This window comes from Microbulbifer sp. TYP-18 (assembly GCF_040932045.1).
GTDB lineage: Bacteria > Pseudomonadota > Gammaproteobacteria > Pseudomonadales > Cellvibrionaceae > Microbulbifer.
In genome coordinates this window covers 1-21,670 of sequence record NZ_JBFRBC010000022.1, presented here as the reverse complement: position 1 = coordinate 21,670, position 21,670 = coordinate 1, and the positions used below count along the sequence as shown (strand labels likewise).

Annotated in this window: 14 protein-coding genes and 1 riboswitch; of the genes, 7 read left to right on the top strand and 7 right to left on the bottom strand. The window is 56.5% G+C overall.

Features of this window, described 5'->3' with window-relative positions:
- Positions 1 to 4 precede the first annotated feature (4 nt).
- The 5 genes from moaD to moaA all read right to left on the bottom strand — a co-directional run bounded on the left by moaD (position 5) and on the right by moaA (position 2,894).
- Entirely contained in the window at positions 5 to 250 is a 246-nt protein-coding gene (gene moaD / locus ABVT36_RS15400) for a molybdopterin converting factor subunit 1 (RefSeq protein WP_368457332.1), read from the bottom strand.
- A gap of 21 nt (positions 251 to 271) precedes the next feature.
- A complete protein-coding gene (gene moaC / locus ABVT36_RS15395; RefSeq protein WP_368457331.1) occupies positions 272 to 763 on the bottom strand; it encodes a cyclic pyranopterin monophosphate synthase MoaC in 492 nt (163 codons plus the stop codon).
- Between the two features lie 3 nt (positions 764 to 766).
- On the bottom strand, positions 767 to 1,309 hold the full coding sequence (moaB, locus tag ABVT36_RS15390) for a molybdenum cofactor biosynthesis protein B (protein ID WP_368457367.1): 543 nt from the start codon (positions 1,307 to 1,309) through the stop codon (positions 767 to 769).
- Between the two features lie 2 nt (positions 1,310 to 1,311).
- Positions 1,312 to 1,911: a molybdenum cofactor guanylyltransferase gene (locus ABVT36_RS15385; protein WP_368457330.1), complete on the bottom strand. Its 600-nt coding sequence runs from the start codon at positions 1,909 to 1,911 to the stop codon at positions 1,312 to 1,314.
- Positions 1,912 to 1,916: 5 nt separating this feature from the next.
- Complete coding sequence (gene moaA, locus ABVT36_RS15380) at positions 1,917 to 2,894, bottom strand: GTP 3',8-cyclase MoaA (RefSeq protein WP_368457329.1); 978 nt, start codon at positions 2,892 to 2,894, stop codon at positions 1,917 to 1,919.
- Positions 2,883 to 3,033: riboswitch (molybdenum cofactor riboswitch) on the bottom strand. (Overlaps the previous gene by 12 nt.)
- An 825-nt stretch (positions 3,034 to 3,858) precedes the next feature.
- Between moaA and ABVT36_RS15375 the strand changes: the two genes are divergently transcribed.
- Complete coding sequence (locus tag ABVT36_RS15375; protein ID WP_368457328.1) at positions 3,859 to 4,467, top strand: outer membrane beta-barrel protein; 609 nt, start codon at positions 3,859 to 3,861, stop codon at positions 4,465 to 4,467.
- Positions 4,468 to 4,624: 157 nt separating this feature from the next.
- Here ABVT36_RS15375 and ABVT36_RS15370 read toward each other — a convergent pair whose 3' ends face one another.
- On the bottom strand, positions 4,625 to 5,833 hold the full coding sequence (locus ABVT36_RS15370; protein WP_368457327.1) for an alginate export family protein: 1,209 nt from the start codon (positions 5,831 to 5,833) through the stop codon (positions 4,625 to 4,627).
- A 144-nt stretch (positions 5,834 to 5,977) separates the two neighbouring features.
- Positions 5,978 to 7,279, bottom strand: a complete 1,302-nt coding sequence (locus ABVT36_RS15365) for a nitrate/nitrite transporter (protein WP_368457326.1) — start codon at positions 7,277 to 7,279, stop codon at positions 5,978 to 5,980.
- A 451-nt stretch (positions 7,280 to 7,730) separates the two neighbouring features.
- Between ABVT36_RS15365 and ABVT36_RS15360 the strand changes: the two genes are divergently transcribed.
- From ABVT36_RS15360 to ABVT36_RS15335, 6 genes are all read left to right on the top strand, one after another.
- Positions 7,731 to 9,206 carry a NarK family nitrate/nitrite MFS transporter gene (locus ABVT36_RS15360; RefSeq protein WP_368457325.1) on the top strand — a complete coding sequence of 492 codons (1,476 nt, stop codon included), beginning with the start codon at positions 7,731 to 7,733 and terminating at the stop codon, positions 9,204 to 9,206.
- 213 nt (positions 9,207 to 9,419) lie between these two features.
- Positions 9,420 to 11,189 carry a protein kinase gene (locus tag ABVT36_RS15355; protein WP_368457324.1) on the top strand — a complete coding sequence of 590 codons (1,770 nt, stop codon included), beginning with the start codon at positions 9,420 to 9,422 and terminating at the stop codon, positions 11,187 to 11,189.
- A 343-nt stretch (positions 11,190 to 11,532) separates the two neighbouring features.
- Entirely contained in the window at positions 11,533 to 13,683 is a 2,151-nt protein-coding gene (locus ABVT36_RS15350) for a ribonucleoside triphosphate reductase (protein WP_368457323.1), read from the top strand.
- Positions 13,662 to 13,838 (top strand): anaerobic ribonucleoside-triphosphate reductase, encoded by a 177-nt coding sequence (nrdD, locus tag ABVT36_RS15345; RefSeq protein WP_367151273.1) that lies wholly within the window; start codon positions 13,662 to 13,664, stop codon positions 13,836 to 13,838. Before ABVT36_RS15350 ends, nrdD begins: the two co-directional genes overlap by 22 nt.
- A 30-nt stretch (positions 13,839 to 13,868) precedes the next feature.
- Positions 13,869 to 14,528 (top strand): anaerobic ribonucleoside-triphosphate reductase activating protein, encoded by a 660-nt coding sequence (locus ABVT36_RS15340; RefSeq protein WP_368457322.1) that lies wholly within the window; start codon positions 13,869 to 13,871, stop codon positions 14,526 to 14,528.
- 1,060 nt (positions 14,529 to 15,588) lie between these two features.
- On the top strand, positions 15,589 to 21,670 hold a 6,082-nt coding region (locus tag ABVT36_RS15335), incomplete at its 3' end, for an FG-GAP-like repeat-containing protein (RefSeq protein WP_368457321.1).

Below are 21,670 nucleotides of genomic sequence, written 5' to 3'. Positions count from 1 at the left end.
ACCACTAGCCACCAGTGACCGGCGGGAAAAATGCGACTTCATCCCCGGCCTGCACCCGGTCCCCGGTGTCCGCCAGCGCCTGGTTCAGCGCCATACGGATATCCTCCCGTTGCAGGTGTGCGCGCCAATCCGGGTGTTGCTCACATAGGGTTTCGCGCAGGTCACCGAGGCTGCCGGAAAAATCTGCCAGGATAGTTTCGTCCCTGCCCAACTGCTGGCGCAGGCGCGCGAAAAACAGAACCTTCACCATCGCTTTTTACCTCTGAAATTTTTACGTTTTGTCCAACCCGGCGCCGCGCCGGTGGCCGCGTTTGCCGCCGGTTTTTTGCAGCAACCGGGTCGGACCGATTGCCATAGACGGGTCTACCGCCTTGCACATATCGTAAATGGTCAGCGCCGCCACCGAGGCTGCAGTTAATGCCTCCATTTCCACACCGGTGCGCCCGGCCAGGCGGCAGAAAGCCGTGATATGCACACTGTGTTTTTCCGGCTGCAATTCGAAATCCACGGCTACCTTGGTCAGCGCCAGTGGATGGCACAGGGGAATTAAATCCGAGGTTTTCTTGGCAGCCTGAATACCGGCAATGCGGGCCACCGATAACACATCGCCTTTCTTGTGCGCCCCCTGGCTCAGCAGTGCAAAAGCCTCTGCACTCATGCAGATACGGCTCTCGGCCAGGGCGCTGCGGTCGGTGATGTCTTTCCCAGTGACATCCACCATGCTGGCTTCACCGCGCTGGTTTAGGTGGGTTAACTGGCTCATAAATTATCCCCGGCTCTCGCAGGGTGCGCTGGCAAAGCGCAGATGCGGAATAAAATTGCAGGGCTTGTGGCGGGCATCCAGCTGTTCCAGCAATATCCCTTCCCAGGCCGTGCGGCAGGCGCCGGTGGAGCCGGGCATACAGCATATCAGTGTGCGATTAGCGAGGCCGGCGAGTGCGCGGGACTGCACGGTGGAGCCGCCGATCTCCCCCAGGGAGATATGACGGAACAGCTCGCCGAAGCCGTCGACGGTTTTATCGAACAGCGGGCTCAAGGCCTCCGGGGTGGAGTCGCGCTCGGTAAAACCGGTGCCACCGGTCACCAGCACCACCTGTATTTCGGGGTCCGCAATCCAGGCGGAAACCACCGCGCGCATCTGGTAAATATCGTCCGGTGTAATGCGCTTGTCGGCGAGCCGGTGGCCGGCAGTTTTGAGGGCTTCCACCAGGTACTGGCCAGAGGTATCGGTCTGCTCGTTGCGGGTATCGGATACAGTGAATACCGCGATATTGAGCGGTACGAATTCTTTGCTAGCGTGTGCGGACATCATCAGTGCTCTCTAAAAAAACTGTTTTCTGGAGTTTTATTCGGCGTGCTCAGGCCGAGATAATCCGTCGGCGTATTGATATTGCGGTGCCAATCGCCAGCACTTTTTATGGGTATGGATTCGCCCCCCAGGTGACGCAGTAGCGCGCCAACAGAATTGCGCGCACTGCCCTCAACGGCGCGGCGCAAATAATCCAGGCACTCGCTGGTAAAAGGCAGCCACAGGGGGAAAAAGCAGTTTTCAAAATAACAGGGCCGACCACTTGCCTGCCCTTCTGCCAATAACTCTGCCAGGTGCTCCCGCCTCAGCAGGGGCATATCTACAGGGATTACCAGAGCGGCGTCAGCAACGGTTGCCAGAGCTACCGAATAAAGGCCTCCCAGTGGACCCCGCTCTGGCACCAGGTCTTGGATACTTCCAGGGAGCGCGCCGCTGGTCACTACTTTTTCCAGCGGCAGTTCATTCAATAAAGTCTCGGCATGTTGCAGAAAATTGCCGGATTGGGGGTGTGCCAGCAGAGCTTTGTCGCGGCCCATGCGGCTGGAGCGACCGCCGGCCAGCACCACGCCGATTGTCGTTTTGCCAACAACAGCCCTGGCCATTACCCCTAGCCCCCCAGCATCGCCAGGTTGCGGGTGGCACCGGTGAAGCCCTCGTGCAGTTGGTGACCGGCAGTTTTACCGGCAATCAACTCGCGGATATGCGCAGCCAGGGCTGCACTGTCGCCGGCGGCGATCATCTCGCGCATATCAAAACCCTGGTCGGCGAACAGGCACAGGTGCAGCCTGCCCTGGGCAGATACCCGCAATCGGTTGCAGCTTGCACAGAAGTCTTTGCCGTAAGGGGTAATCAGGCCGATACGGCCGGCGTAATCCGGATGAAAATACTCCCGCGCCGGACCGGCATCGCGGCTGCGGATCACCTGCTCCCATCCTTCCCGCAGCAACAGGGTTTCTATATCGCCACCGGAGACATGGTTGCTGGCGAAGAACTCGCGGTTATCGCCGGTGCGCATCAGTTCGATAAAACGCAGGGTTACCGGGGTTACGCGTATCCAGGTGAGGAAGTTTTCCAGTTCGTCCAGGTTGTATTGGCGCAGCAGAACTGCGTTGACCTTGGTGTCTATACCCAGCGCCAGGGCCCGATCCAGGCCCTGCAGGGTTGTTTCCAGGCGGCCCCGGCCGGTGATTTGGCGGAATTGCGCGGGATCGAGGCTGTCGATGCTGATATTGATCTGGTCCAGGCCGGCGCTGTGCCAGGCATCGATCTGGCTGGGCAGCCGGTAGCCGTTAGTGGTGAGGGCGAGACGGCGAATGCGGTCACTGACCCGCACCGCTTCCAGCAGAGGTACCAGGTCCCTCCGCAGGGAGGGCTCACCACCGGTGAGGCGCACCTTTTCCGTACCCAGGGAGGCAAAAGCGCGCACCAGGGTGGCCACTTCCGATACCGACAGGGGATTTTCACCCTTGAGGGAGCGCCCGCAGCCGATGCCCTCGGGCAGGCAGTAGTTGCAGCGGTAATTGCAGATGTCCGTGACGGACAGGCGCAGGTAGTAAAACCTGCGGCCAAAGCTATCCTGTAACATTAAACGCCTTTCCAAGTCAGGGAGGCCGCGCAGTTTCCCGCCCGACCCTGGTGGCCGTTACGGCCACGGTCCCGACACCCTGCAGCAATATCAAAAATCAGCGCTGTGTAGGCGGTGGGACTCGGTGTTTAAACTGGCTCCAGTGTATCAGGGTGACCAGTTTATGCTTGGGGCAAAGGTGGTACCCCTTTTGCGGTGGTGTCGGCCTTCGTGGCCAAAATGCTCAGGCCTGATTTGGATAGTAATTGCAATCGGCTAGGGATAGGGGGCAATAGTTGACAATGCGCTTTTTTTGGTTCAGAGCATGCAATGCTGATGACCCGCCAACGGCTGAGTGAAGAAGCAAGGCATCAAAAATAAATATTGTTGAAAGCGGATTTAAGTCCGCAGGAAGCGGTCGCGCCAGTATGGCCGCACAATTACCTGGCAGGACTTGCGCCTGTCTCTCTCGACGGTGGTGTATCCTTATATCGCATTAACCTGGAAATTTATTTAATTGCCGGACCAATAAAAGCTAGCGACTTCGATAATGATCTGAAATTTTTCGATACAAGAGCTCATTGGAAAGTTTCTGAATAGAGCTTTGTCAACAGTCTGTTGTCCAGAACGGGAGGTTTGGGTCGCGAATTCAGCATATGACTGCTTGATTTATCGTGAATGGTTCTGGACATGAGTTGTAAACGAGAGCCTGAGAAACCATGGAAAACTTTGTCAGCAACCTGGTTGTGAGAGGAGTGCAGATATTTGAATTAAAATTTTTTATCATCGAAGTATTGTATTGTCAACTAAAATACAGACTGCTTTATTCGTTAGTCTGTCCCTCCCAGAGATTCGAGCTTGATGATTTTGTGACGATTAAAGACAGTTTGTAATGTATAGGCATAACAGTCGTCCGAGTAGGAAGCGGAAAAGTCAATCAACATGCGAATTATTCATGTGGGGCGGTGCCGGGTTTTTACTCCACGTGAAAAAAATCTGCTCATTCTTTACAGTGGCGCCACTTGAAGCTTCGGACATTATTTGTGAGAATCCGCCGGCTTTTATATTAATCAACGATGAAGGAGGAAGAATGCGTTCCAATCTTAAAGTCTTGGTGGCTGCTGTCGCTTTGCTATGCTCGGCCGGATCACAAGCGGAAGGTGTTTATATTGGTGGTGTTTTTGGCCTTATGAATACTGATGTTGGAAGAACCAGCCCTTTCAATGTAGGGGTTCGCGGTGGTTATACCTGGAGCTCAGGCTGGGGAGTGGAGGCTGAATATACTGATTCTGCATCTGATGGAAGTCTGGACGTCTTTGGAGTTGGGGTGTCTCCGACATCGGCTGATTACTCTATTTCCACTGAAGCTTTGTATCTGACCTATATGACTTCAGGCGATCTCTACTTCAAAGCGCGCCTTGGTTATCTCAATGAAACTGTGGATATAGCTTCTTTCAGTGCCTCTGATAGTGGTGGTTCAGTGGGTCTTGGTGGCGGTTTTAAGTTTAGTGAAAATGTTTCCTTTGAGACAGAGTACACACTAATAGAGGAAGATGTGGACCTTTTGTCCGGCACTCTAATTTTTCGCTTCTAGGCATATTCTATCAGAAGGGGAATTAAAGCACGTCCTAAAGCTATTGTTTTGCTAGCCTGGACTTTCTTATCTCACGCCCCCAGACAATAATTGCTACTGCTAGACAAATGAAAAAACCCGGTCCTGTCCGGGTTTTTTCATGGGTGATCACGCCAAGTCAGAAATTGGCAGTCACCATCAGCCAGAATTTATCGGTGTCCACACTGTACTCATCGGCGTCGTAGCTGGCGTACTTGACCAGCGCGGAAATATCCTCGGTGATCTTGCGGCCGTAGCTCAGGTTCCACTCCCGGCCGTAAGTTGCGGAACCTTCATTGGCCTCGAAGTTATGGTAGGCCATACTCAGTTTGCCGCCGGCAATTTTTGTCGCACCACTGATATACAGGTCCTCGACACCGTCGGCCGGCGTCGCCAGGAAGCGGTCGGCAAAACCCTGGAACTTATGCAGCGTGGCCAGAGGGGTTTTAAAGCCGACGCCATTGTCGGAACCCAGCACCTCATAGCCGAGTTTCGTACTCACCGGACCCAGGTCGGCACCCAGCTCCGCCAGATAATAATCGGCGCTGTAGTCGAGGGAGCTGTCCCCGGTATCGGCCTGGAGTGCGTAACTCAGGTTCGCCTTGACCGCCCCGAAACTCCCCTTGTAGTCCAGGCCATAGGTGCGGCTGGAATTATTGACAGAGTTGTCCAGGTCCAGGTTATAGGCGAAACCGCTGAGCTTGTGCCCCTCTGCCAGCGGATAGGTGGCGTGCAACAGCTGAATATCGCCGTCGAAATCTGAATTGAAGCTGTCTTCGCCAAAAATACGGTTGACCCGGTAGATATAACTGTAATCCAGCTGCAAGCTGTCGTTACTGCCATACTGGTAGCGCAGGCCGTCATAGGTCTGTTCGTTCTGTCGCCAGCCGACGCCGCCCACAAAGCGCTGGGAATCCAGGTTGATCCTCTGGCGGCCGGCGGTAATAACAGAATTCCCGCCGTTGTAACGGAGATAGGTCTGGTTGACTTCGGTTCCCTCCGGGTCGGCGACTACCGGGTATTCGAACTCACCGTTTACAGTGGAATTGTAGTGGTCATTGCCAACGGCGGTGACATCGTCCAACTCCAGAAAACCGGTAAAACCGCGGTAGCTGCCGCTGCGCCAGTTGAGCCTGGTTCTCAACGTGGACGCGGTCGCATCTTCGTCGATACCCTCCTGGTCTACAGTTTCCACCCGGTAGCGCAGGTTAAGCCCCACCTCACCGGATTTGAGCGCTTCGGTGAATGAGCCGGTTTCAGTGTCCTGTGCGCTCACCTGCAATGCGATAACACTGCAGGCGCCCAACAGTAAGCCACCGGTAAGTTTGGGTAATCTTTGCATGGTCATTACGCTTTCCCTATTGCATCGTCGGAGTGGACAGCAACAAATTACAGTTTTTACGGCGCCGTTGAAACCGCCATTTTTTTCGCCCCATAAAAATTTCTACCCCTCAGCTTCTACACAGGCGTAACACCAAATTGGTAGTGGGTACTACCTATCTGTTAAAGCCCCGGCATCCGTGCTTCCCTGGTGAAGAAAATTATGCTGCCTGGCAAATACCAGGCGCTGCTGCCGGCGCTCCCGCTGAATCGCCAGATACATGACCAGCATGCAAAAGGCGAGCACTCCGTAGAGCAGCATAAAGGCGGCGCTGTGAATACCCACTAAGTCCTGGGCAATGCCAAACATGACCGGCAGGGTGAAGCCGCCCAGTGCACCAACGGTGGCCACCGTGCCCCCAACGCTGCCCATATGCGCCGGGTAGTTGTCGTGCAGCGCCTTGTAAACCGAGGCGCGGCCGAACCCCTGGGCGATTCCGATAACCAGCAACAACAGGGTAAACAGCTCTATCCCCACCTCGATATTCAAATGTACATCCCGTTCCACGCCGTGGATGGTCATGCTGGTGGGCGGGTAACTGAGAAAGAAAAGGCACACCAGACAGGTCCAGAAAACACTCCAGTTCACCGTGCGTGCGCCGTAGCGGTCGGCGAACCAGCCTCCCAGTGCGCGCACCGAACTCGATATGGCTACAAATACCAGTGTCAGTGCCATGGCCTGGGATGTGCTCACACCGTAGACACTCAGGTAATAGTTCGGCAGCCACAGCAGCAGCGCGACAAAGCTGCCGAAGACAAAATAGTAATAGAGCCCGTAGCGCCATACCCTGATCTCGCGCAGGGGCTGCATGTCCGCAAATAAACTGCCCCCGCTCCGGCTGCGCATATAGCGGGTTTCCCGCGGCGCCCAGATGGCAAACGACAACATCAGCAACAGCAGCCCGGCTCCGTACACAGGCCCTATCCAGTCGCGGCCAAACCAGTTTTCGATCGCCGGGGCCAGCGCCAGGGTAATGGCGGCACCGACATTGCCGGCACCAAACACGCCCATGGCTGTGCCCTGGTGCTTTTTTTCAAACCAGGGGCTGATGTAGCGAATACCCAGCACAAAGGACACACCGGAAATTCCCAGCCACAAGCCCGCCAGCAGGTGCCCACTGTAGGAATCGATGCTGGGCAGCAGAAGCAGGGCGGGCAGCAGCACACCCATCTGCACCAGGATGAGTGTCTTGGTTGAATAGTGTTCCGCCAGCAGACCGGCCGGAAAACGCAACAGGGCACCGCTGAAAATCGGTGCGGCCAGCAGGATGCCATACTCGGTCGCGGAGAGCGCGTAGCGCTCCCGCAACTGGACCCCCAGCACGGCATAGAGGGTCCAAATGGAAAAATTCGCGGTGAACATTGCCGTCGCCAGGGCGAGAACCCGCCCCGCGACTTGCTGACCATAGTGCATTGTCGACCCTCTGTGTCCCATGAATTTTGTGTTGCCGGAACGCCTTCGTGTTCAGGGTGTCCGCGATATCGTCGGGCTGGCCCTTCCCATAACGCTACATTTACAGCCCTGTGCCCGGACGCAATGATATGCCTGCGGCGGTGTGCCACCGATACTGTAGACTCCGCTTACCACCAAAGAGTTTTTGTGTTCCAGTGGTTTATCGGCAACTACCCTTTTTGGGGTAGCCGGTGCACAAAATACGCCGGTGAATCGGGATTAGTCCCAGGGGCTCCCTAGCCCCAAAGGGTTATTTTCCCCACACAGTGTTTTTTCCCCGCCTCAACTACCCCCTTTGCGCGCTTTTCCTGTGGTGTGGCATCCATACCATCGGAGTTAAGGAAACCCTGATTAATTCAGTATTTCCTTAAATCTACTTTCCTCCAGATTTCTGTTAAGCCGGAGAAAAACCATGAGTCAATCCAGCAGCTTCGATCTGTTCGATTGGAGCGACCCGAAAATAAAAACCCTGCACTGTACCTGGTTCGCATTTTTTCTGACCTTCTTTGTGTGGTTCTCCCACGCCCCTCTGCTGGTTTTTATCCGGGACGCCTTCGATCTCTCCAGCCAGCAGGTCAAGGCACTGCTGATTCTCAATGTGGCACTCACCATCCCCGCCCGTATCGTTATCGGTATGCTGGTGGACAAACTGGGTCCGCGGCTGGTCTACAGTGGTTTGTTGGTAACTTCCGCGGTGATCTGTCTCGGTTTCGCCACTGCCGACAGCTACCAGGCGCTGGCCCTGTTCCGCTTCCTGTTGGGCTTTGTGGGGGCCGGCTTCGTGATCGGCATCCGCATGGTGGGCGAATGGTTTCCAGCCCGGCAGGTGGGACTGGCGGAGGGTATCTACGGTGGCTGGGGCAACTTCGGTTCTGCCGCCGGCGCCATGACCCTGCCCACCATTGCCCTGCTGTTTGGCGGTGAGGACGGCTGGCGCTACGCCCTCGGCCTGATCGGTGTTATCGCCGGCATCTACGGCCTGGTGTACTACCGCATAGCGCGTAATACCCCCAAGGGTTCCACCTATTTCAAACCCAAGAAAACCGGCGGTCTGGAAGTCACCAGCAGGGTCGATCTCTACTTCTACCTGCTGATGAATGTACCCATGTACCTGGCCCTGGCGGCGCTGGCCTACAAGCTGTCCCCCAGCGGCGTGGCCCTGCTCAGCCAGGGCGCCACCTACGGCATGTGGATACTTCTGGCGGTGCTCTTCGCCGCGCAAACCAAAATGATCTGGCGGGTGAACCGGGACCACCTGGAGGAGGGGGTGCCGGAGTTCGAGAAGTACAGCTTCAGGCAGGTGGCCATTCTCGATGTCGCCTACTTTGTTACCTTCGGCTCCGAGCTGGCGGTAGTGTCCATGTTGCCGCTGTTCTTCCTGGAAACCTTTGAGGGGCTCAGCCCGGTGAAGGCGGGCCTGCTCGCCTCCGGCTTTGCCTTTATGAATCTGGTGGCGCGCCCCACCGGCGGCTACTTCTCCGACAAGCTGGGGCGCCGCCGCAGCCTGATGTTCCTGATTGGCGGTCTTGCGGTGGGTTACTTTGTGCTGAGCCAGATTGACGGCAGTTGGTGGATTTCCGCCGCGGTGATTGCCACCATGTGCTGCTCCTTCTTCGTGCAGGCCGGTGAAGGCGCTGTGTTCGCCATAGTGCCCCTGGTGAAGCGCCGTATGACCGGGCAGATTGCCGGCATGGCGGGCGCCTATGGCAATGTGGGTGCCGTGACCTTCCTCACCGCCCTGTCTTATGTGAGCTACAGCCAGTTTTTCCTGATCATTTGTGGTGCCGCAGCGGTGATCTTCTTCGCCTGCCTGTTCCTGGAGGAGCCCAAGGGCAATATTGCCGAAGTGCTCCCGGATGGCACAGTACAATTGATCAGCGTGGAGTAAGCGCCCGCTCTGGGGCAAGCAGGCTGTTGAAATTCGAAGAATTTCGACGCCTGGTACCGAAATATGGATGTTCAGGCAAAATCGGCGACGCCTAAGTCGTTGATTTTGCGAGAAAAGTGAAAATCACATTTTTTGCTTTTCGTGTGTTGAAAAAGGCAGGATGCCTTTTTCAACAACCTGCTAGAGGTGGCCGATATCGCTGAGGAAACCCACATGACCACAACCGGTCCGGCGACGACCGAACTCGATGAGGAAGCGCTGTCACCGATACTCAGGGCCGGCCTATGCAGTCGCGCCGGCATCAAACCCCGCAACGAGGATGCCGCTGTCTATCACTGGCCGGACAGCCGGCACCTGCGGCAGTACCTGGGGGCGGTGGCGGCAGTAGCGGATGGGGTCAGCTCGGCGGAGGCCGGCGCCCAGGCCAGCACCATGGCAACCCAACAGTTTGTGCGCGACTACTTCAGGGCGCCGGACACCTGGTCCGCGGCCCATGCCGGGCAGAAAATCCTCGCCTCTATCAACAGCAAGCTCTACCGTAAAAGTCACGACTTTCTGCAACAGGAGAAGGGCTTCCTGTGTACCTTCTCGGCGCTGGTGTTTAAATCCCGCAACGCGCATTTTTTCCACATCGGGGACAGTCGTATTTACCAGTTGCGGGATGGGGATTTCCGCTGTCTGACCCGGGATCACAGTGTCGCGCTGTCGTCCCGCCAGACGATGCTCTCCCGCGCCCTGGGAATGGATACCGGGGTGCAGGTGGACTACGGCCAGGTGGGCCTGCAGCGGGGGGACCAGTTGCTGATCACCAGCGACGGTGTGCACGATTTTCTCGATCCCCAGGTGATACGGGGAATACTCGAAAACTCCGCTCTCGACGAACAGGCTACAGCCGAGGCTCTGGTAGATGCCGCCGCCGGGGGCGGCAGTGATGACAACCTGACCGCGCTGGTGGTGCGGGTTGTGGACCTGCCGCGGACAACCCTGGACGACTACAGCCGGCAGTTGACGCGGCTGCCGTTTCCACCCCCGCTGGAGCCCGGCATGGTGCTGGACGGCTATGTGGTGGAGCGGGAAATTTTTGCCTCCCAGCGCAGCCAGCTGTACCTGGTGCGGGACAGTGACAGCGGCCGCACCCTGGTGATGAAGACCCCCTCGGTCAACTACCAGGACGACCTGCACTATATCGACCGATTTATCCAGGAGGAGTGGATAGGGCTGCGCATCCAGAGTGAGCATGTGGTGCGGTTGTACCGGCAGCAGCGCCCCCGCACCGGGCTCTACTACCTGATGGAATATGTGGATGGCGTGACGCTGGAGACCTGGATCGCCGACAACCGCTTCCCCAAACCCGCGCAGGCGTATCGCATTCTGCGGGAAATCGCCGCCGGTCTGCAGGCTTTCCACGACCAGGAGACCATTCACCAGGACTTGAAACCCGCAAACGTCATGATTGATGGCAGCGGTAGGGTCAAGATCGTCGACTTCGGTTCTGTCTATATTGCCGGCAGTGCCGAGGTTTTCCGCCCCCTGGAACACCCGGGGGCACTGGGTACCGCTACTTATTCAGACCCCCACTATATTCTCGGCCGCAACACCGGCATACAGGGCGATATCTATGCGCTCTCTACCATCGCCTACGAGATGTTCACTGGGGAGCTGCCCTACGGCGAAGAGATCAACGAATGTCGCTCGGCCGCCGACTATGAGCGACTGCGCTACAGGCCCGCCCACCTGTTCAACCCGGTGGTGCCCACCTGGTTCGACCGCACCCTGGAGCGGGGCTGCAGCATCGACCTGCGGAACCGCTACCGCAGTCTGGAGGCCTTTATCGGCGACCTGGGCACCCCAAATCCTGACTACCTGCGCGACGATCCCGCCGAGCAGCAGAGCCCCAATGCGCCCCTGTTCTGGAAACTGCTGTGCGCCCTGTGGGCGGCAACCCTGCTGGCGGTATTTGCGCTCTTTTCCTCCGGCTCCTGAGTGTCAACAGGCCCTAAGGTTTCGTTCTTTTCCTGAGGCAAAAGGGGTAGCCGCAGGTTCCCACCCGGCCGCGTCGGTCGGCTCGCCTGTTGTGAGGTATGTCCCTCCCAACGCGGTTACGCCCCGGTTCCCGTCAGGCAGCAGCCATCCCGCGATTACCCAAAAGGAGTAGCCGGCCTGTCCGCCGGTGGTACAGGGGTGCGGGAGCACAGTTTTTTACTTTCTTGTTCAATTAGAAAAATAACTATATGTTGTTGTATAGAAAATATAGAGCACAACATATAGTGATTTAGATCAATTTTTGCCGGTGCCACGGCCGGTGCCGGCGCCAGCGGGAGAGCCCATGAACATCGCCGCCCAACCCAACCCCGGCAGTACGCCACCGGCGTCACCATCCTGTTCCCTGTCCCCGGGCAACGCCGGTGTCAGTGTGGATATCCTGGTGCGTAAGCGCGATGGCCGCACGCTGGCCTTCCAGCAGGCGCGAATCCACCGCGCCCTGTTAAGCGCCGGCCGCGCCACCGGAGCATTCGACACGGAAGAGGCGCAGCGGCTCGCCGCCCAGGTCACCAATGTGGTCGAGTTTCGCCACCGGGAAGGCGCCGCCGTGGATATCGAGGAAATACAAAATATTGTCGAACAGGTGCTGGTGGGCAGCGACCATCTGGATACCGCGCGGGCCTATATTGCCTATCGGGAGCGGCACCGGCAGCTGAGGGAAAATCACCGCACCCTGGTGGACGTGGGTGCCTCCATCGACGAGTACCTACGGCGCGAGGACTGGCGCGTGGCCGCCAATGCCAACCAGGGGTTTTCCCTCGGCGGCCTGATCCTAAACAGCGCCGGCAAGATGATAGCCAACTACTGGCTCAATCACGTCTACACCGCGGAAATCGGCGCGGCCCACCGCGACGGCGACCTGCATCTCCACGACCTGGATATGCTGTCCGGCTACTGTGCCGGCTGGTCCCTGCGCACCCTGCTGCAGGAGGGCCTCAACGGCGTGCCCGGCAAGGTGGAGTCGGCCCCACCCGCACACCTGTCCAGTGCCGTGGCCCAGATCGTCAACTTTCTCGGCACCCTGCAAAACGAATGGGCCGGCGCCCAGGCGTTCAGTTCATTCGACACCTACCTGGCACCCTATATCCGCAAGGACCAGCTCGGCTATCGGGAGGTGCGCCAGTGTATGCAGGAGCTGATCTTCAACCTCAATGTGCCGTCCCGCTGGGGTACCCAGACCCCCTTTACCAATCTCACCTTCGACTGGGTTTGTCCCCGGGATTTACAGGAGCAGGTACCGGTGATCGCCGGCAGGGAAATGCCCTTTTGCTACGGCGACCTGCAGGGGGAAATGGACCTGATCAACCGCGCCTATATCGAAGTCATGAGCGAAGGCGACGCCCGTGGCCGGGTTTTTACTTTTCCCATTCCCACCTACAACATCACCGAGGACTTTCCCTGGCACAGTGAAAATGCTGAGCGGCTGTTCGCCATGACCGCCCGTTACGGCCTGCCCTATTTTCAGAATTTCATTAATTCCGATCTCAGTCCGCACATGGTGCGTTCCATGTGCTGTCGCCTGCAGCTGGATCTGCGCGAATTGCTCAAGCGCGGCAACGGTCTTTTTGGTTCCGCTGAGCAGACCGGTTCCCTGGGGGTGGTGACCATCAACTGCGCGCGCCTGGGTTATCTGTACCGGGGCGATGAACAGACCCTTATGGCACGCCTCGACCAACTGCTGGAACTGGCCAGGAGTTCGCTGGAAGTCAAACGCAAGGTCATCCAGCGGCATATGGACACCGGCCTTTTTCCCTATACGCGCCGCTATCTGGGCACACTGCGCAATCATTTCTCCACCATCGGCGTCAACGGCATCAATGAAATGCTGCGCAATTTCAGCGGCGACCGGGACAGCATAGTCACCCCATCGGGACAGCGGATGGCGGAGCGGCTGCTCGACCATATTCGTGCCCGCATGACGGATTTCCAGCAGCAGACCGGCCATCTCTACAACCTGGAGGCGACGCCGGCAGAGGGCACCACCTACCGTTTCGCGCGGGAAGATCGCAAGCGCTATGCGGATATCCTCCAGGCGGGCACCGCGGAAGCTCCCTACTACACCAACTCCTCCCAGCTGCCCGCCGGCTTTACCGCTGATCCCTTCGAGGCGTTGGCGCGACAGGAGCCACTTCAGCGGCGCTATACCGGCGGCACAGTCCTGCACCTTTACCTGGGAGAGCGACTGCCCGATGCCGACAGCTGTCGCCGCCTGGTGCGCCGGGCACTGACCAACTACCAGTTGCCCTACATCACCGTAACCCCCAGTTTTTCCATCTGCCCCGCCCACGGCTACCTCAGCGGCGAGCACCAATTCTGCCCGCGCTGCGACGAGGTATTGATCGCACGCCAATTGCACGAAACCCACACAAAGCCGCGCGGCACTTCCACGGCAAATCATCGAGGAGAGAAATCATGTCCAACCCAATCCAGTTGAACGATCAGGAGCGCACCCGCTGTGAAGTCTGGAGTCGTGTCATGGGCTACCATCGCCCGGTCTCTTTTTGGAATCCCGGCAAACAGTCCGAGCATCGCGAGCGCCGTTTTTTCGTTGTTGACAACAAGCCGGCTCCCGCTAAGACGGAAGGTTAACTTCCGTCACCGCCAGTGGATAATACCGGTATGAGTGAAACACTGCGGGTCGGCGGTTTTACACCCTTCACCGCCACCGACTATCCCGGCGCCCTGGCCGCAGTGGTGTTTTGCCAGGGGTGCCCCTGGCGTTGCCGTTACTGTCACAACGGTGACCTGCTGCCGGCCCGCGCGCCCGCGCGCTATGAATGGGGCGAGATTGTCGGTTTCCTGCGCCAGCGCCGCGGACTGTTGGACGCGGTGGTCTTTTCCGGTGGTGAACCCACCGCCCAGCCGGCCCTGGAGAGCGCCATAGGGCAGGTGCGGGATCTCGGTTTTAAAGTGGGTTTGCACACTGCCGGTATCTATCCCCGGCGCCTGCGCCGGCTAGTGTCGCAACTGGACTGGGTCGGGCTGGATATCAAGGCGCTACCGGAGAATTATGTGGCCATCACCGGCGTGCGGGGCAGTGGCGACAGCGCCTGGGAAAGCGCCCGTATACTGGCTGCCGCCGGACTGCCGATGGAAGTGCGGCTTACCCGCCACCCGCGGATAACTAGCGCTGCGGAACTCGGCCAGGTTCGCGCCAGGCTGCGGCAGTTGGGTATTTTGGATCTCACCGTGCAGGACTGCGATATCAACCACTGTCTGGATGATTCGCTTCGGCAACAGCTGGTTGAAACAGCTGCCTTTAGTGTGAAAAGTGATTAAGAGCACCCTTTGCCGTTTCCAGTGAAGACTTCCGAAATAGTCTGGCTGACTGTGCCAACGTTTTTCTATGTTATTGCTGCAACAGGCATTACGGCTATGGCAAGTCATCAATTTTTGGTGACGGTGTAATGGGCTGTAATGTCAGAATGCTTTTCGAATAACCGAACTTTCGACTATGCTAAGCAAAGAAGGTAAATCAAGCGCGACCGACATAATAATAAATGCCAGGACTTTCTTGCCCATGTTGTAAAAATCCGTTCACAGATGGTACGCCTGTTTTACCCTTGTTATCCGATAGCCATACAGTAACTTTCCTGCGGCTTTGGTAACACCCGCTCGGCGCAGCTGGGCAGACTGTAGGCTACGGCTTCCCATAGGGTATATAAGTAATAAGTCGTGCAGCGCATCGAAAAGCTTAAAGTGTATTGATTTATCTAAACAACGGTGCTTTCAAGCAAAGTTCCCGCGTTAGTCTGAGGGTGTATCTTACTTTGTCACACTACTGTCGGTTATGAATACAAGAACAACTATTTCGATATTTTTCCTGATTTTTTCTCTTTGTTGGGCCGGTCTCGCAGAGGCAGCTGTTTCCGCTAGCACAACCAACTCAAGGGGTACCCATACCATTAGCTGGTCCTCAGTCTCCAATGCCGACTATTATGCTGTTTATGTTAGTGGGGAAAGGTCGGCTACATATACAACAGGGAGCCTGTCTAGGTCTTTCACGGAGACTGCAAATGGGACTTACAAATATCAAGTCACGGCCTGGGGTTCGGCGGTTTGGAATCCAATTATTCAGGAATATATTGACCAGCCCACTAATCTGGGCAGCGTTACAGTCACGGTTACCCTTCCCAAGCCAGGCACACCTTCTTCTATAGCGGTTCCTTCGACAGACAATAATGGTTCATTTTCGATCAGCTGGGGCGCCTCAAGCGGGGTTGTCTCCAGATACGAGCTTTGGGAGCAAAAGAATTCAAATTCCTATGTCAGAGTCCATAATGCCAGCGCACGCAGCAAGTCTCTGAGTGGCCGGGCGGATGCATCCTATAAATACCGGGTGCGTGGGTGCAACGATTCCGGTTGCGGTGGTTGGCGCTATGGCGGAAACAGCCTCACGGTCAGAAATAAACCCGGCGCACCCGGCACGCCAAATAATCCCACAAGCAGCTCCAATGGCAGTTATACCATCAGTTGGGCCGCTGCCTCCGGTATAGTTACCTACTACCTGTTACAGGAGAGCAGCAACAATGGCTCCAGTTGGACCAGCCATAATACCGGTACCTCGCGCAGTTTTTCAGTCACCGCCAAACCTGAGGGAAGCTACTTATACCGGGTAAAGGCCTGTAATACCTACAGCTGGTCCTGTGCCACAAGTGGTCAAAAGCAGACAAGTGTGACGTTTCCGGCAGGCCCCGAACTTTCCATTTCCCCGGCCACTTCCACCGATGGGACCTTCCGATTAAGCTGGAATTTTGGCGGCGCCGCCCAGGTCAGAATTGTTTCAAGCCAGGCCAAGAACGGTTCAACGGTGATGTGCCAGGGTGCCGTCGGCGGCTGCAATGTGGGGCCATTCCTGCGGGATGGACACATCTCCTTTTTCCTGCAAGTGCAGACGCCTGATGGGTGGGAGGAATTTTGGGGGGAGAATACCGTTTCCGCCCGGATTATATATTCGCCGCAAAAGCCCGATGTAACCCTCGTCCACGGCGAGACCGATTTCAGCGGTTACGACTGGGACGGCAGCTATGCTTTCGACGTCGTGCCCGATCTTGGCGACTACGTGAACCACTGGGAATACCAGGAATCCACCAGCGGTGATTTTTCGACCGCCACAACCCATACCCTGACAGCATTTTCCGGCAAGCCGGACGGCACCTACTATTACAGGATAAGAGGCTGTAATGCCTTTTTCGATTGTGATCTTAGTACCTGGAGTGATACACAGACGGTGCGGGTATGGAAGGTTCCTGTACCGGCTCCACCTGTAATCCGGGATTTAGCAGATAGCGCTTCCGGGATCTACACCATCCACTGGGACCATCAGCCGCAACAGTACCTGGAGCCTCCATACGGTCGATTTACGCTAAAAGAGAATAACAAAATTGTTCTGGCTGGAGATGAAAGTATTGGAGTCACCTCTTTTGCGGTTAACAAAAAGCCCGATGGCACCTACAACTACATTGTAGAAGCTTGCAACCCCAGGGCATGTTCTGGCTACTCCAGTGCTCAGGTATTAGATGTCGCCAACAGACCCGGGCCTATAGCAGCGATCAGCGCCGCACCCTTGGTCAGTTATGATGGTAGCCTGGATCTTATTTGGAGTAATCCCGACAACCGGGTCGTGGAGTTTCATCTGGAGAAGGGGAATTACGATCCGTCTTCCGGCACAGTCATCTGGACTGACACCGATGTAGTCACCGGCCAGATTGTCGATCCGGATACAGATGATGAGGCACTTCTCAGTTACCTGGGTCAGAACAACTCCACCGCTTTGTCCGGCTTGAGCGATGGTTACTACCAGTTTCGTGTATGGGCATGTAACAAGCAGAGTGACTTTGAAACCTGCAACGCACCCATCGAATCTTTACCGATAAGAGTCGCGAACGGCCAGGATCCCAGCCCGCTACCTTCCGGGGAGGCCCCCGCACAAATCAATATTCCGCCGGCAACCAATGCAGATGTTGTGGCTTCCGATTTGGTAGGGGAGACGGCTGGCCAATTCAAGGTAACGGAAGGCGGCAGCGCCGCCTATTCGATTCCGATTCTAACCGGACCGGCTTCCGGTAGCGTAGCTCCCCGTATCTCTCTAAGTTATCTGGGAGAGGGAGGTAATGGCCCCTCCGGTGTCGGCTGGAATATCTCAGGGCTCTCAATAATCACCCGTTGCCGTATGACGCGAGAGGAGGACGGCCTGGACAGCGCCGTAGGTCTTGGGCCCAACGACAGGTTTTGCCTGGACGGACAGCGTTTGATTGCTACTTCCGGGGACTACGGAGCTGACGGCACTGAATATCGAACCGCAATCGATACCTTCACACAGGTTAGGCAGTTTGGCGATCAATACGGTCCCGACTATTTTGAGGTCCGCCGGAAGGACGGTTCTGTTGCCTATTACGGAAATTCCAGCGACAGCTACTTGAATGGCAAGGGTTCGAAGAGCAGCCATAAGTTGATGTGGACACAGTCGAGTTTCAGCGACAATGTCGGAAATACCATCACTTACCACTATACGAAAAATACAGTCGTCGGCGAACATCTTATTGACCGTATTGACTATGCAAGCAATGACGGCGTGGCCGCCACAAATCATATTGAATTCCATTATAGCAGTGGTAGGAACGATACCTCATCAGGCTATTGGCTTGGGGTGCCCCAATCGCAGACCAAACGTTTGGACGCTATAAAATCCTATTCTGAAGGCAATGAGCTGAGGACCTATAAGCTCGGCTATATCTTGAGTGCAAGTACGGGAAGATCCCTACTGGCGTCCGTGCAGGAGTGTGTCGGTGAAAGCTGCCTCGCCCCCACTACCTTCGACTGGACTCAGCCTCCGGTAGGTTTTGGCTCCAGGTCGCCTGAATATCAAGACGGCAACCTGGATTTGACCGCGAGCTTCTACGCCCCCCGCCCTGCCGACGTAAACGGCGATGGACGTGAAGATCTGCTCTGGCTGCGTAAAGACAATGACGGGGACTATTTTGTCAGCCTGGCCAGATCCCTGAGTCACCAGGGCAGTTATCGACTGCACTATCAGAATTTGGGTGATATTGAAATTCCCAAAGATAGTCTCGGGGAACCCATGTCCTGGCATTTGCTGGACTACTTCGGCAGTGGTGTTCTGGATCTCCTGGTAGCCACCGATGGAAATTGGCAAGTGTATCGCTACTCGGGCGGAGGATTCACAAGCACAGCGCTAGATACGGGGATTCCGGCTCGGGGCACAACCAATTCCGTATTACAGGATATAGACGGGGATGGCCTGCCGGACCTGGTTCGCCTGGCTCCAGGCCTGCCGGGGCAGACGTTGCCCTCATTAACTATTCATCGTTTGCAGCGCAATGGCAGCGGCGGTTACAAATTTAGCCCTAGTGAAGAGGATTTTTCACTGGTATTTACCGATGCGCCGCAGCAGCTTGGCGATATCGTGGGAGGGGATTTTTGGCCCAAGATGCGTCTTGGAAGTACGCGGCTGGCCGACTTCAATGGCGATGGCCGTGTGGACCTGTACGCCAGGGTACATTGGATGTGCACCCCAGTGGGCAAAGTGGACCAGATCTGTGATTCCGACGACGATACTTATCTGTGGATGCTTTTCGAAACCTCAGGCAGCAGCTTTATAGAAACGGGCTATTTCGATTATGAAATCGTTTATGCGGGGTCGCCTAACAGCTCGGCGCTTATACCTGCAGATCTGAATGGCGACGGATTGACCGATTATCTCTATAAAAAACTTACCCAAGGCGACTGGCGCGCCAAAATTAATACCGGTTCTGAATTTGTCAGTGCCGGGTTCACCATTCCCGACGGCCAGCCGGTGGCTTTTACGGATTACGACGGCAATGGCGTACTCGACATGATGGCCGTGGATACTACCCTGGCTGCCCCCAAAATGGTGCGGCACTATTGGGACGGCAATAGTTTCGAGCGCGAGGAGCTATTCGGGGCCCCCGGCTACAATTTTTCTGAAAGCCCGGACCGCAACTATGCGCATTTCTTCCTGGATCTGGAGGGGGACGGTTTTGCCAGCCATATGCGGCTAAGTTACAGTAATACCGGTGAGCATGGTGACGTGGTGGTTTATCATGATTCAGGCAATAATTTAATGCCCACGGATCAGATCACCAAAATTACCCATGGCCTGGGCTCGGTTACCGATATTCACTACCGTAGAATGACACTGCCGGGGCAATCTACTGACCACACTTACATAACAGGCACCGGTGCAGCTGGGTTGAGTTTTGGTAATGGCTCCGGGGTTATGGATCTTCTGACACCAAGCTTTTTGGTCTCCCGGGTGGATAGTTCCGCACCCACAACCGCTGACGCCTCGCACCAGGTCTCCGTATACTATAAATATGAGGCGGCGCGTATCCAGGCAGGTGGGCGCGGGGCGCTTGGATTTGAAAAGGTTTCTACGATTGACGTGCAAACCGGGGTGGTCACCACCACTGTGTACCGGCAGGATTACCCTTATACGGGTATGCCGGTCAGTACCGCTACATGCCTGGAGCCCACGGACCTGGTGAGCTGTGAGATCAATGATCCCTCCTCCAAGCTGATCTCTACAGCGGTAAACCAGTTGGACAGTTTTGCCCCGGTACCGGGAACCGTTTTACCCTATGTCCGCACTGTTACCGAAACCGGTTACACCCTGGGCCTGGAGAAGATGCAAAAGACAGTCACAACCACTACCTATGATAGTGGTGCAGACCGAAAGTACGGGAATGTTTCCCTGTTGCAGGTGCAAAAGTACGATGCCCTGGACCGGCTCTTATCCAGCCAGACGACGGATAATACCTATAATAACAATCCCGGCCCCTGGCATCTCGGTCGCCTGATGCGTACCGAGGTGACCACAGCCAGGCCCCTGAGCGGCATACCCGCGCAAACCCGCATAGCGGCCTTCACCTATGACCCCGAGACCGGTTTGCTCATGAGCGAGGCAGTCGAGCCGGATGACCCCGGCCTTTCGATGATGACCCGCTACGGGTATGACAAGTTCGGTAATAAAGTATCAGCTAGCCGCAGTGCACCGGGTGAGCAGGAGCGCATCAGCAAGTGGCATTATGATAGCGCTGGTCGATACCTGGTTGCCCAGGAAAACGCTCTGGGCCAAATCACCTCCTACGCCTCCGACTTCAACCACTACGGCAAAGCGCAAGTAGTCACCGATATCAATGGGGTGCGCGCTGGCACCGCCTATTCAGCCTTTGGCAAGCCCTATTTCAATTGGGCGGAGACCGGTGCTTTCACTAAAAAACTCTCCATACCCTGCCCAGCAGGTGGCTGCAGTGACGGCCCGGCGGCAGCGGCCTACAAGATCACCACAAGTACCTTCGACAGCAGTGGCAGTGTCGAGTATTACGATAAGCTGGGCCGGCAGCTGCGCAGTGGCCATACGGGCTTTGAGGGTAGCTGGGTGTTTGAAGATAAGGAGTACGACGAGCTGGGCCGCGTGGAGCGGCAGAGCCTGCCTTACTTTTCCGGGGATACGGCGGTCTGGAGCGGGTTTGACTACGACATCCTCGGCCGCACAACCCACACCGATGTGCCCGGCAACCAGTGCGACATCACCGTGACTTTTGATCAGTTGCAGGGAGACGGCACGGTACGCACCAGTAGCGCCACCTCGGGAGGCAGCGGCTGTAATCAGACCAGCCACCAGGACCACAATGTGCTGGGAGAACTGGTCAAAGTCACTGACATCGATGGCAACACAGTCGCCTACGGGTATGACACCCAGGGTAACCTGACCCACACCACCACCGTGGATACGCAGCAGGGTATCCCAATAAAAATCCAGGTAGAGTACGACAAACTCGGCCGCAAAAATTCAATGGTGGACCCGGACAAAGGGCAATGGCAGTACCAGTACAACGGTTTTGGTGAACTGTGGCGGCAGACCGATGCCATCGGCAATATCCAGGAAATGCACCATGATGCACTGGGCCGCATCGTTTATCGCGAGGACCGCACAGCGGACGGCAGCCTGGAGAAGGCCTCCCGCTGGTATTATGATCGCGACCCGGATTGCAGCAAAGTTTCCTATGCCGCCGGCAAGCTGGTGTTCGTGGCGGAAAGCAGTGCCCCCATCGCCAGCGACTGCAGCGTGGATTTCGGCCAGTACAGTTACGCGAAATTGTTCGATTACGATTTCTATGCGCGCCTGGCGGAAACCGTCACCATTCTCGGTGACGCCGGTGTGGACGGTGACCATTGGGAAAAGCGGGAATACGACCGCTACGGTCGCATCAAGCTCAGTTACGATGCCGCCAATGAAATGGCGGCGGTTGATGGCAGCTACACCCGGGGCAGCTGGAACCACTATCATCCGCAGTGGGGCTATATCACCCAGGTCACCAGCCCGGATTATGTGGCCGGCACCGCCGGTCAGCGCTACTACCTGCTACAGGGCATGG

Excerpts from the sequence above, each read along its gene's own strand:
- ABVT36_RS15360 (WP_368457325.1), top strand. The coding sequence starts at position 7,731 with ATGAGTCAATCCAGCAGCTTCGATCTGTTCGATTGGAGCGACCCGAAA.
- moaA (WP_368457329.1), bottom strand. The coding sequence starts at position 2,894 with ATGTTACAGGATAGCTTTGGCCGCAGGTTTTACTACCTGCGCCTGTCC.
- ABVT36_RS15350 (WP_368457323.1), top strand. The coding sequence starts at position 11,533 with ATGAACATCGCCGCCCAACCCAACCCCGGCAGTACGCCACCGGCGTCA.
- ABVT36_RS15355 (WP_368457324.1), top strand. The coding sequence starts at position 9,420 with ATGACCACAACCGGTCCGGCGACGACCGAACTCGATGAGGAAGCGCTG.
- moaB (WP_368457367.1), bottom strand. The coding sequence starts at position 1,309 with ATGTCCGCACACGCTAGCAAAGAATTCGTACCGCTCAATATCGCGGTA.
- ABVT36_RS15365 (WP_368457326.1), bottom strand. The coding sequence starts at position 7,279 with ATGCACTATGGTCAGCAAGTCGCGGGGCGGGTTCTCGCCCTGGCGACG.
- nrdD (WP_367151273.1), top strand. The coding sequence starts at position 13,662 with ATGTCCAACCCAATCCAGTTGAACGATCAGGAGCGCACCCGCTGTGAA.
- ABVT36_RS15385 (WP_368457330.1), bottom strand. The coding sequence starts at position 1,911 with ATGGCCAGGGCTGTTGTTGGCAAAACGACAATCGGCGTGGTGCTGGCC.
- ABVT36_RS15340 (WP_368457322.1), top strand. The coding sequence starts at position 13,869 with ATGAGTGAAACACTGCGGGTCGGCGGTTTTACACCCTTCACCGCCACC.
- ABVT36_RS15370 (WP_368457327.1), bottom strand. The coding sequence starts at position 5,833 with ATGACCATGCAAAGATTACCCAAACTTACCGGTGGCTTACTGTTGGGC.
- moaC (WP_368457331.1), bottom strand. The coding sequence starts at position 763 with ATGAGCCAGTTAACCCACCTAAACCAGCGCGGTGAAGCCAGCATGGTG.
- moaD (WP_368457332.1), bottom strand. The coding sequence starts at position 250 with ATGGTGAAGGTTCTGTTTTTCGCGCGCCTGCGCCAGCAGTTGGGCAGG.